The organism is Streptomyces reniochalinae (assembly GCF_003323735.1).
Lineage (GTDB): Bacteria > Actinomycetota > Actinomycetes > Streptomycetales > Streptomycetaceae > Streptomyces > Streptomyces reniochalinae.
In genome coordinates, this window is sequence record NZ_QOIM01000056.1 from 14,562 (window position 1) to 26,854 (window position 12,293).

4 protein-coding genes are annotated in these 12,293 nt (G+C 72.7%); 3 read left to right on the forward strand and 1 reads right to left on the reverse strand.

The annotated features are described in order from the left end of the window. Positions 1-2 precede the first annotated feature (2 nt). From DQ392_RS32685 to fxsT, 3 genes are all read left to right on the forward strand, one after another. Positions 3-3,332 (forward strand): SAV_2336 N-terminal domain-related protein, encoded by a 3,330-nt coding sequence (locus tag DQ392_RS32685; protein ID WP_245982267.1) that lies wholly within the window; start codon positions 3-5, stop codon positions 3,330-3,332. Positions 3,333-3,847: 515 nt separating this feature from the next. Next, on the forward strand, positions 3,848-5,161 hold the full coding sequence (locus DQ392_RS32690; RefSeq protein ID WP_245982268.1) for an aKG-HExxH-type peptide beta-hydroxylase: 1,314 nt from the start codon (positions 3,848-3,850) through the stop codon (positions 5,159-5,161). Between the two features lie 60 nt (positions 5,162-5,221). Beyond that, positions 5,222-8,239 (forward strand): FxSxx-COOH system tetratricopeptide repeat protein, encoded by a 3,018-nt coding sequence (gene fxsT, locus DQ392_RS32695; RefSeq protein WP_114019326.1) that lies wholly within the window; start codon positions 5,222-5,224, stop codon positions 8,237-8,239. 121 nt (positions 8,240-8,360) lie between these two features. On the opposite strand, the gene DQ392_RS32700 is transcribed toward fxsT, so the two are convergent. Then, entirely contained in the window at positions 8,361-12,245 is a 3,885-nt protein-coding gene (locus DQ392_RS32700; RefSeq protein ID WP_114019327.1) for a multifunctional oxoglutarate decarboxylase/oxoglutarate dehydrogenase thiamine pyrophosphate-binding subunit/dihydrolipoyllysine-residue succinyltransferase subunit, read from the reverse strand. Between the last annotated feature and the right edge of the window lie 48 nt (positions 12,246-12,293).

Below are 12,293 nucleotides of genomic sequence, written 5' to 3' on the forward strand. Positions count from 1 at the left end.
TGATGAGCCCGGCGCCGCCCCCGCCGCGACGGCCCAGTGGCCGTGCGCGGTCCGAGGCGACCCCGCCGCACCCCTCCACGGCCGTCCAGGATGCCCTGGCCGTCGGCGAGGTGGCTCAGCTGGTGGCGCGGCTGCGGGCAGCCGGCTGGGAGCCCTCGTCCGAGGAAGTGGCCGAGGCGCTGTGGCTCGCCCGGTTCACGGCCCCAGGGCAGGCCCGCGAAGCCGCCGCGGGCGCCACGGGCTCGCCCGCCCCCGAGAGCGGAGCGCCGCATCCGCAGCCGCCCGCACTGCCGACGCACGAGGACGAGGAGACGGAACCGGACGACACACCGGCGGCGGCCACCGAGCGGACGGCGCCGGTGTCGCTGTTCGCGCCGCGTCGGCACGGGGGCGAGCCGTCCCCCGGTTTCCCGGTGCGCGCCCCGGCGGCGGGGTCACTGTCCGGGCTGTTGGAGCTACAGCACGCGCTGCGCCCACTGCACGGCTACCGGCCGCCGCTGCCCCCGGCCACCGGGGGGCTGGACGAGGCCGCCACCGCGGATCTGAGCGCCCGTTCCGCCACGGTGCTGCCCGTGTTCGGCACCGCGATCCGCCGCTACAGCGAGATCCAGCTCATCATGGACGCCTCGCCGACCGCGTCCGTGTGGCAGCCCACGCTGGAGCGGCTGCGCCAGACGTTCGAACAGCTCGGCGTCTTCCGTGACGTGCAGGTCCGCTACCTCTACCGCGCCCGTGACGGTTCCCCGCTCATCGGCACAGGACCGGCCGACGGCAGCACCCGGCTGCGCCCCGCGGACCAGTACCGCGACACCACGGGCCGGCGGCTCACCCTGGTCGTCAGCGACTGCGTGGGGGCGCTGTGGCAGGACGGCCGCGCCCAGCGGCTGCTGCACCACTGGTCGGGGCGCTCCCCGCTGGCCGTCGTCCAGCCGCTGCCGCCCCGCCTGTGGCCGCGTACGGCGCTGCCGGCCGAGCCGGGGACGCTGCTGCGGGAGCGCGGCTCCGGCGGACGCGTCACCTTCGAGCCCGAGGGGTACGGCCCGCTGCCGCCCGCCGACGCGGTGGCCGTTCCGGTGCTGCTGCCCACGCCCGAGGCGCTGGGCAACTGGGCGCGGCTGCTGGGCACCGACGGTGAGCGCGCGGTTCCCGGGGCTGCCGCCTGGGTGCTGCCCCGGCACCCGGCGATGCCGCCGCCGCGCACCGCGCCCGGTGGTGTTCCGTCGCGCACGCTGCTGCGGGAGTTCCGCAACACGGCCTCGCCCGGTGCGCTGGACCTGGCTTTGCACCTGTCCGTGGTCCCGCTGCTGCTGCCGGTCATCTACCTCGTCCAGGAGGCGATGCTGCCGGACACGGGGCCGATGGAGCTGGCCGAGGTCCTGCTCTCGGGGTTGTTGACGCGGCTGCCGGAGGAGGAGGGCGAGCAGGAGGGGGCGACGTCCGCGTACGGGCCGCGGTACACGTTCGCGCCGGGTGTGCGGGAGTTGCTGCTCCAGTCGCTGGACCAGAGCGCGGCCGTCCTCACGCTCAAACACCTGTCCGATCATGTGGAGCAGCGGTTCGGCAAGGGCACCCGCAACTTCGCGGCCCTGGCCGTCGCCCAGCTCACCGGGGAGGACAGCGAGGAAGGCCCGCTGGTCTCGCCGCGGGACGACGACGAGGTCGACGAGCTCTTCGCCACCATCCCCGCCGAGGTCGTCCGCTTCTACCTGCCCGACGTGCACGCGGCCGACCAGGTGGCCGAAACCGAACGGCTGCTGGGCCGGTGGCGGACCCAGCGGGACATCCAACTGCTGCACCGGGCCCGTTCGGTGGGGGAGGCCGCACGCGCCGCCGACCGGGACAGCCCGCGCGCCCGGCTGGCTCTGGGCCGCGTCCTGCGCGCCCTCGCGGGAACGGCGGGCGTACGGCGCAGCCCGCAGGGCGCCGAACCACTGCTGCGGGACGCCGCCGAACTGCTGACGGACGACGCCCCCGCCACGCTGCTGGAGCGGGCCGGCGTCGAGATGGACCTGTGGCAGGCGCGCGGAGGGGTACGGCATCTGCTGCGCGCGGAGCGGCTGCTGCGCTCGTTGGCGGACCGCCTCACGGGGGACACGGCGGACCCGGCGCTGCCGCCGGACGCCGAGCTGACCCGTAAACTCCGGCTGGGCCGGGTGCTGCTCGCGCTGGCCCACGCAGCACCCGAACACCGCCACAGGGCGGCCCTCGAGGCCGTCAGCGAACTCCGCGAAGTGAGCGACATGCTGGCTGACCGCGCGCCCGGTACCCCCGAGCACTCCAGCGCCCCCACCGACCCTGCGGCCCCGTCCTCCGGCCGGCCGGCTCAGGACGCCCGTCGGAAGGACAGCGCGGGTGCCGAGCCGGTCACCCCGCCGGGGGCGTCCACGCGGGCGGCCGAGCCCGCCGTGTCCCCGTCCGGAGGGGGCGCGGCCACGCGGCGGGACGCGCCCTCCGTCCCGCAAGGGAGCCCGCCCGGCCGCCCTGCCACACCTGCGGAGCGCCGCGAGGAGGTGGCGGCCCAGCGCTGCGGTGTTCTGCTCGACCTGGCGTCGGCGCTGCGGCTGAGCGGTGCGTCGCCCGGGGAACGCCTGGAGGTGCTGATGCGGGCTGACGCGGTCGCGGGGGAGCGGACCGGGCTGCGGCTGCGCTGCGCCAGGGAACGCGCCCGCGTGCTGCGCGAGACCCACGACTGGGGGGCCGCCGCCCAGGCGTACACGGAGGCCGAGCGGTTCACCCCGCCGGACAGCGCCCAGCGCGGCGAGCTGCTGACCGAGTGGGGGGAGATGCTGCTCACCGACGCGGGTGACCTCTCGCGCGCCGAGGGCATCCTGCGCGAGGCGCTCACCCGCGCGCCGACGGGCAGCTCAGCGGTGGCCCGTGCGGCACTGCTGCTGGGCCGCGTGTTGCTGCTGCGCTACGACGCGGAGGGGTTCAGGCCCGATCTGTACGAGGGGTGTCATCTGCTGGAGCAGGCGGCCCGGCAGGGCGCGGACGCGGAGAGCCGGGCGCAGGCGTGGCTGCGGCTGGGCAGGGCCCGCGCCCTGTTCCCGGCGGGGACGCCGCAGTCACAGCAGGCGGGTGCGGAGCTGACCAGCGCGCTGGAGGAGGTGGCGGGCGTCCATGAGCGCGGTTCCCTCACGGTGGCCAGGGCGCTGCACGCGCGCGGCGACTTCCACCGTGCGCAGGGCCGCGAGGTGGACGCGCTGGCCGACTACCGCGCGGCGGACGCCGAATGGCGGCTGCTAGCGGGGCACCTGGCGGAGGTTCCGTGGGACGAGGTGCGTGACACCAGGGCCCGGGTGGCCGAATCGGGGCGTGAATCGGCCGGTTGAGACCGTGCGTTGCACGTGTGCCGTGGCGCCAGCACCGGCCGAATGCGACGGTCGTGTACTGCGAACGTGTTTCCGGATACCTGCTACGGGAAAGGAAAACCATCCGTGGCTACCGCCCCCCGGGCGGGGTTCTAGGGGAGGAGAAGAGCGTGGCCGTGCGGACCGATGGCACGTCCCGTGGCCCGGGTCCTCAGACCGAAGCGGCACCGCCGCCTCTGCCCGACCTGACGGGCGTGACTCTACGCGCGCTGAGGACCTGCGACGATCCTGCCGTCACGGCCGTGGTGGAGAGCACCCTTCGCGATGGGGAGGGGCTGGCGCGGATGTGGAGATCCGGCACGAACGGCGGCAACGGCAAGCACACGGAGGACGCCGCCCCGTCGGGCGCGTCCCGGGCGGGGGAACGGAAGAGCGTGTTTCGGACAATCTCCGGCTCTGCGCAGGGCACCGATGGCCGGACGGGTACCGCGGGAGGGCGCGGAGCGGGCCGCCAGAACCCGCTGTGACCCGCCGCGATGACGCCATTCGACATACCGGACCCCCAACTGCGCCGGATGGGAGAGACCAGGCCGCTGCCCAGGGAGGCGGCGGCGCTGGGCGCCTGGCTGCACTCGCGGCGCCTCGTCCTGCTCAAGGCGCTGTTGACGCGGGTGGAGCGCGCCCGTCCGCCCGCGCGGACCGCCCGCGCGCTGGACGCGCACTGGGCGCTGCTGGAGCAGGCCGAGTCGAACGACCCGGCGGCCGCGCGGTCGGCGCTCGGCTATCCCGCCGTCGGCAACTGGCTCGCGCGCACCCTGGAGGCCGGTCCTGAGGGACTGCCCGCGGCCCTGGCAGGGTCCGGACCGCTCGCCGCCGCCGTCGCCACGGCTGCCGGGACCGCCTTCCAGATCGACCTGCCGACCTCCGGCGGACGGCTGACGCTGCCGGGGCTGGGCACGTTCCTCACGGACGCCCCGTGCGTCCGTCTCGAAGCGGCGGGTGGCGACGTGTCCTTCACGCCGCAAAGCGGCCGCACGGTCCGCCTGCCGCGTGCCGCCGTCCTCGGCCACGGATACGACGCCGAACAGGCCCCCTGGCGCCCGCTGCGGGGCCTGCCGGGCGGTTTCGCGGTCCTGGACGACCGCGACCCCCATCTGGGCGACGGGACGCGTGAGGCGGGCCTCGGCGGGCTGCGGCCGGTCACCCTGACCGCGCCGGGCGAGGCGGACGTGTGGCACCGGATGTGGAAGCGAGCCCTCCGCCTGCTGCGGGAGGCCGACCGGGAGCGCGCGGCGGAGGTCACCGGACTGGTGCGGTCGCTCGTCCCCGTGCTGTGGAAGCCCCAAGGGCGGGCGAGCGCGACCCGGATGGCCGCCCCCTGGGCGGTGCTGGCGACGCGCCCGCACACGCCTGAGGAGTTGGCCGAGGTCCTCGTCCACGAGGTGCAGCACAGCAAACTCGCCGTTCTCGAAGGCGTGGTGCGGCTCAGCAGGCCGGGCACGGAAGCGGTCTTCCAGGTCGGCTGGCGCAGCGACCCCAGGCCGCTGGACGCCGTACTGCAAGGCACCTACGCGCACCTCGCTCTCGCCGACCTGTGGGACCGGCTCGCCCGCCGTGCCGCGGCGACCCCCGCCGAGCGGGCGGCCGCGCGGGGCCGCCGCGCGGACTTCCTCACCCAGGTCGACCATGCTCTTTTCCTCCTTCTGGGCTCTGGTCAACTGACGCGTCAGGGAACAGAGTTCGTGGAGGGGATGCGCCGCCGCCACGCGCGGCTCACCGCCTCAGGCGGCCGGGACGCCCGCGGCGTCGCCGTCGCTGCCGACAAGCTCACAAACGGTCACTTTGGGTAGTCTTGCCGTACAGGTCGCCCCCGGGGTGACGACGGCTGCTGGACGAGGGAGAACGCAGGCATGGTCGCTCAGCGGGAACCGGCTCGGGGCACCCCGCCCGGAGGCGAGTCCGAGCACTTCGTGGTGGTCTTCCCCGGCTACCACCGCGCCTGGGGCCACTGGATCGCGCACCGGCTGGAGAGTCACGGCCACCGCACCACGCTCCAGCGCTGGGACCCGGACCGTGAGCAGCCGTTGCAGGAAGCGCTCGGCGACCTCCAGCTGGCCTCGGGACGCGTGCTGCTGGTCATCAGCGACGTGTTCCTCCAACTCGGCCCGCGTACCGAGGCCGACTGGAACACGGTGCTGCGCGGTTACGTGGCCGAGCACGCCGACCGGTTCGCCGCCGTCAACCTGACCAACCGCGAGCTGCTGCCGGCCACCGCGGTGCTGGAGCCGGTCAACCTGTGGGGCGTCGGCGAGGAGGAGGCCGAGCGCAGGCTGCTGAACCGGCTGGGGCTCAGCCCCCGCCGCGCGCCCGCGGCGCAGACCGGCTACACCAGCCGCTACCCCAACGACCCGCCGGACGTGTGGGGGGAGGTGCCGCGCCGCAACGGGCGCTTCACGGGCCGCGACGTGATCTTGAACGAGCTCCAGGAGCGGCTGATGGACGCGGAGCAGGGCGCGGCCGTGTGCGCGCTCGTCGGCATGGCGGGCATCGGCAAGACGCACATCGCAGCCGAGTACGCACACCGCTTCGGTCCGGACTACGACGTCGTCTGGTGGGTCAACTGCGACCAGCGCAACACCCAGCGCGAGACGTTCGGTCAGCTCGCCGTCGAACTCGGGCTCGACCGCGCGGGCGATGTCGGCGAGCGGCTGCGCACCGTGCGGGAGGCGCTGCGCAAGAACACGCCCTCGGGGCGGTGGCTGCTCATCTTCGACGGCTGGGAGGACCCGGAGGAAGCCGCCACCTTCCTGCCGCACGGCGGCAGTGGCCACGTCCTGATCACCTCGCGCAACAAGAGCTGGCGCGCCGCCACCGACATCAAGCAGATCGCCGCCTTCCGCCGCGCCGAGTCCACCGGCTACCTGATGCGCCGCGCCCCGCACATCACCGCCGAGCAGGCCGACCAGGTGGCCGGCGAGTTCCAGGATCTGCCGCTCCAGCTCGCCCAGGCGGCGGCCTGGCTGGGCGAGGAGGGCATGGAGGTCCCCGAGTACCTGCGCATGGTGCGCGGCGTGGGGCTGACCCGGCTGGAGTCGGGGACCATGCCGGACGACTACCCGTACTCGTCGCTGACCTCTTGGTCGATGCTGCTGAACAAGCTGCGCAAGTCCGAGCCGCGCGCCGTCGACCTGCTCTCCCTGTGCGCGGTCTTCGCCCCGGGACGCATCCCGCTCGGCCTCGCGCGCGGCATCCCCGCCGCCGAACTGCCCGACAACCTGCGGTGGATCGCCAGCGACCGCTCCAGCTGGGCGCGTGCCCTCGACTCGCTGGTCAACTACTCGGTGATCACACGCGAGTCGCGTGTCCAGGCAGGCGAGAGCGAGCAGAACGACTCGGTGCTGATGCACCAGGTCGTCCACAGCGTCATCAGCGAGCTGACCCAGGGCCGCAACAACGACGCCGTCCGCGGCACGGTGCACCGGCTGCTGGTCGAGGCCGACCCCGGCGCGCCGAACGACAGCCGCCAGTGGGGCCGCTACGCCGAGCTGCTGCCGCACCTGCTGCCCTCGGTCGCGCCTTCCAGCAAGGAGCGCCGCGTCCAGGAGATGCTGCTCAACTGCCTGCGCTACTGCTACAACTCCGGCGAGTTCTCGCTCGGAGCCGAGCTGGCGGCCAGCATCCGTACGGAGTGGGAGAGGTTCCTCGACTCCGACGCGCAGCAGATGCTCTCCCTCGCCACCCTCCAGGGGAACGTGCTGCGCGCGGCCGGACGCTTCCGCGAGGCACAGATCCTCGACGCCGACCGGCTGGAGCGCCTCGCGGAGGTGCCGCGCTCCGAGGGCCCCTACGAGGAGGCCCTCATGGAGGCCACCAGCTGTCTGGCCGCCGACCTGCGGCTGCTCGGACAGTACGACGAGGCGTTGCAGCGCCAGGAGAGAGTCGTCGAGGTCGCCCGCCGGCTCTACGGCCCCGACGAGGGCGCCAGCCTGCTGGCGCAGCACAACCTCGCCGTCGGCCTCAGGCTGCTCGGCCGCTACCAGGAGGCCTACGACACCGACCTGGACACCCTGCGCACCCGCGAACAGGTGCTGCGCGCCCGCCACCCCTACACGCTCGGCAGCGGCAACTCCTGCGCCCGCGACCTGCGCCTGCTGGGCCGCTACCAGGAGGCGCTGGCCCGCCAGGAGCTCGCCATGCGGCTCCAGCTCCAGGTGCTCGGCGCACAGCACCCGCAGACGCTGATGGCCCGGCACAACCTGATGCTGTGCCAGCGCCGCGCGGGCACGCCCCGTCAGGACATCGCGACCGCCATGGCGCTCCTGCTCGACCAGCAGGAGCAGGTGCACAGCCGCGGCCACTACACGACGCTGTCCCTGATGACGGACTACGGCAACTTCCTGCGCGAGCACGGCGATCTGACCCTCGCACGGGAGCTGCTGACGGAGGCCGAGGACGGCTTCCGCGCTCTGCTCGGGCCCGCGCACCCGGTGCCGACCGCCATGCAGTCCAACGCCGGCCTCGTCCTCCAGATCGAGGGCGAACGCGACGGCGCCCTGAACATGTTCGAGCAGGCCCTCGCCGGCATCACCACGCTGCTGGGCCCCGACCACCCCGTCACGCTCGGGTGCGCGTTGAACACCAGCGGCGGCCGTCACCTCGCCGAGGCGCTGGAGGACGCCCACGAGCTCAGCCGTGACACGTTGGAGCGCTCCCGGCGCGTACTGGGCGAGGACCACCCCCTCACCCTTTCGTGCATGGTGGCCCAGGCCATCGACCTGCGCTCGCTGCGCCGCCGCGACGAGGCCCGCGCGGTGGAGAGCGACGCGCTGGAGCGCCTGACCCGCTCCCTGGGCGCCCAGCACCAGCAGACCCTCTCCGCCCGGCAGCGCACCCGCCCCTACTGGGACTACGAGCCGTACCTGGGCTGAGCAGGCCCGGTCCGGCCCGGGAGGCACGCGGCTCGGGCGGCGTGCCTCCCGGACGCCCGAGGGCCCCCACCGCGGTCGCGGCGGGGGCCCTCGGTTGCGTCTGCGGCAGGCCGCAGATGTCTCAGATGTCGAAGACGTCCTTGACGATCTGTGCCTGCTCCTCCGCGTGCCGCTTGCCCGAGCCCACGGCGGGCGAGGACGAGGACGGCCGGGAGACGCGGCGCAGCCGGTCCGCGTTCGGCACCGGCTCCGAGCCGATGACCAGGTCCAGGTGGTCGACCAGGTTGAGCGCGATGAACGGCCACGCGCCCTGGTTGGCCGGCTCCTCCTGGGCCCAGACGTACTTCTCGGCGTTGGTGAAGCGCGCCATCTCGGTCTGGATCTCCTTGCCGGGCAGCGGGTAGAGCCGCTCCAGCCGGATGATGGCGGTGTCCGTGACGCCCCGCTTGGTCCGCTCGGCGTCCAGGTCGTAGTAGACCTTGCCGGAGCAGAAGATGACCTTGCGGACGTTCGCCGGGTCCAGCTCGCCGCTGTCGACGAGCGTGTCCCCGATGACCGGACGGAAGCCGCCGGTGGTGAACTCCTCCGCCTTGGAGGCCGCCGCCTTCATCCGCAGCATCGACTTCGGGGTGAAGACGACCAGCGGCTTGTGGTGCGGGTTGTGCACCTGCCACCGCAGCAGGTGGAAGTAGTTCGACGGCAGCGTCGGCATGGCCACGGTCATGCTGTTCTGCGCGCACAGCTGGAGGAACCGCTCGATGCGGGCCGAGGAGTGGTCAGGGCCCTGGCCCTCGTAGCCGTGCGGCAGGAGCAGGGTGACCCCGGAGGTCTGGGCCCACTTCTGCTCGGCCGAGGAGATGAACTCGTCGATGACCGTCTGGGCGCCGTTCATGAAGTCGCCGAACTGCGCCTCCCACATCACCAGCGCGTCCGGGCGGGCCAGCGAGTAGCCGTACTCGAAGCCCATCGCCGCGTACTCGCTCAGCAGCGAGTCGTAGACGTTGTAGCGCGCCTGGTCCTCGGCCAGGTACAGCAGCGGGGTGTAGTCCTCGCCGGAGTTCTGGTCGAGCAGCACCGCGTGCCGCTGCCCGAACGTGCCGCGGCGGGAGTCCTGGCCCGACAGCCTTACCGGCGTGCCCTCCATCAGCAGCGAGCCGATGGCCAGGGTCTCGCCCATCGCCCAGTCGATCGTGCCGTCCTCGACCATCTGCGCGCGGCGCTGGAGCTGCGGCAGCAGACGCGGGTGGACGGTGATCCGCTCGGGGATGTTGACCTGCGACTCGGCGATCCGCTTGACGACCTCCTGGGAGATCGCGGTGTCGAGACCGACGGGGAACTCCGCCTGCGGGACCGGCACCTCGGCGGCCGCCGGCTGCGACGTCGCGTCGCGGACCTCGGTGAAGACCTTCTCCAGCTGCCCCTGGAAGTCCTGGAGCGCCTGCTCGGCCTCCTCCAGGCTGATGTCGCCGCGCCCGATCAGCGACTCGGTGTAGAGCTTGCGCACCGAGCGCTTCTTGTCGATCAGGTGGTACATCAGCGGCTGGGTGAACGAGGGGTTGTCCGTCTCGTTGTGCCCGCGCCTGCGGTAGCAGATCAGGTCGATGACGACGTCCTTGTTGAACGCCTGCCGGTACTCGAAGGCCAGCCGGCCCGCGCGGACCACGGCCTCCGGGTCGTCGCCGTTGACGTGCAGGACCGGGGCCTCGATCATGCGGGCCACGTCCGTGGAGTACATCGACGAGCGCGCCGACTCGGGCGGTGCCGTGTACCCGACCTGGTTGTTGATGACGATGTGGATCGTGCCGCCGGTGCGGTAGCCCCGCAGCTGCGACATGTTCAGCGTCTCGGCCACCACGCCCTGGCCCGCGAAGGCCGCGTCGCCGTGCAGCGCGATCGGCAGCACCGTGAAGTCGGTGCCGCCCTTGCCGATGATGTCCTGCTTGGCGCGGGACACGCCCTCCACGACCGGGTCGACGGCCTCCAGGTGCGAGGGGTTGGCGGTCAGCGTGACCTTGATCTGCTCACCGTCCAGGCCGGTGAAGACACCCTCAGCGCCCAGGTGGTACTTCACGTCGCCGGAGCCGTGCATCGACTTCGGGTCGAGGTTGCCCTCGAACTCCCGGAAGATCTGCGCGTACGGCTTGCCCACGATGTTCGCCAGCACGTTCAGCCGGCCGCGGTGCGCCATGCCGATGACGGTCTCGTCCAGCCGCGACTCGGCGGCCGCGTCGATGACCGCGTCCAGCAGCGGGATGACGGACTCGCCGCCCTCCAGCGAGAACCGCTTCTGACCCACGTACTTGGTCTGCAGGAACGTCTCGAACGCCTCGGCCGCGTTCAGCCGGCGCAGGATGCGCAGCTGCTCGTCGCGCTCCGGCTTGGAGTGCTGCCGCTCGATACGGTCCTGGATCCACTTGCGCTGCTTGGGGTCCTGGATGTGCATGTACTCGATGCCGGTGGTGCGGCAGTACGAGTCACGCAGCACGCCCAGGATGTCGCGCAGCTTCATCATGGACTTGCCGGCGAAGCCGCCGACCGCGAACTCCCGCTCCAGGTCCCACAGGGTCAGACCGTGCTCGGTGATGTCCAGGTCGGGGTGCTTGCGCTGCATGTACTCCAGCGGGTCGGTGTCGGCCATGATGTGGCCGCGGACCCGGTAGGAGTGGATCAGGTCGAAGACGCGCGCGGCCTTGGTGACGTCGTCGTCGTGCGAGGCGTCGATGTCCTGCATCCAGCGCACGGGCTCGTACGGGATGCGCAGCGCGCGGAAGATCTCGTCGTAGAAGTTGTCCTCGCCCAGCAGCAGCTGGGAGACCTTGCGCAGGAACTCGCCGGAGGCCGCACCCTGGATGACCCGGTGGTCGTAGGTGCTGGTGAGAGTCATCACCTTCGAGACGCCGAGCCGGTTGAGGGTGTCCTGCGAGGTGCCCTGGAACTCGGCCGGGTACTCCATCGCGCCGACGCCCATGATCAGGCCCTGGCCCGGCATCAGCCGCGGCACCGAGTGCACGGTGCCGATGCCGCCCGGGTTGGTCAGCGAGCAGGTGACGCCGGAGAAGTCCTCCATCGTCAGCTTGTTGTTCCTGGCCCGGCGGACGATGTCCTCGTAGGCCTGCCAGAACTCGAAGAAGGTCAGCGTCTCGGCCTTCTTGATGCCCGCCACGACCAGCTGGCGGTCGCCGTTCGGCTTCACCAGGTCGATCGCCAGACCCAGGTTCACGTGGTCCGGCTTGACCAGGGTGGGCTTGCCGTCCTTCTCGGTGAACGCGTGGTTCATCGAGGGCATCGCCTTGAGCGCCTGCACCATGGCGTAGCCGATCAGGTGCGTGAACGACACCTTGCCACCGCGGGCGCGCTTGAGGTGGTTGTTGATGACGATGCGGTTGTCGAACAGCAGCTTCACCGGGACCGCGCGCACGGACGTGGCCGTGGGCAGCTCCAGGGAGGCGTTCATGTTCTTGGCCACGGCCGCGGACGGGCCGCGCAGCGCCACGTACTCCGGACCCTCGGCCTGGCCCTCCGCCGCGGCCTTGTCGCCGCCCGCGGCCTTCGCCGCGCCCGCGGGCCGGGCCGCCGGCTGGGCGGCCGGCTTCGGCTCGGCCTTCTGCTGCGGCTCGGCCTTCGGCTTGGGCTCGGCCGGCGCGGCGGCCTGCTGCGCCTGTGCCTGCTGCGGCTGGGCTGCCTGCGCGGGGGCGCTCGCGGGCTGGGCGGCCTGCTGGGCCTGCGCCTGCGGCGCCGCGGTCTGTGCGGGCGCGGCCTTCGGGGAGGCGTCCCGTGGGGTACCCGCGCCGTCCGGCGCCGCGGCCCCTTCGGAGGACTCCGGCTGATAGTCAGCGAAGAAGTCCCACCAGGCTCGGTCTACCGAGTTCGGGTCCTGGAGGTACTGCTGGTAGATCTCGTCGACGAGCCACTCGTTCGGCCCGAACGCCGGACCAGGGTCTTTACCCTGTCCGTCCTTCCGTTCCGTAGAGGTGCTCGATGAGCTGTTGGGGGACTGTGACGACACGGCGGCAACCGCCCTCTTCCGCTTCCTTAGGTGGTGGACAGCGGAAAT

Coding starts and splice junctions, on each gene's coding strand:
- DQ392_RS32690 (WP_245982268.1), top strand. CDS start 3,848: ATGACGCCATTCGACATACCGGACCCCCAACTGCGCCGGATGGGAGAG.
- fxsT (WP_114019326.1), top strand. CDS start 5,222: ATGGTCGCTCAGCGGGAACCGGCTCGGGGCACCCCGCCCGGAGGCGAG.
- DQ392_RS32685 (WP_245982267.1), top strand. CDS start 3: ATGAGCCCGGCGCCGCCCCCGCCGCGACGGCCCAGTGGCCGTGCGCGG.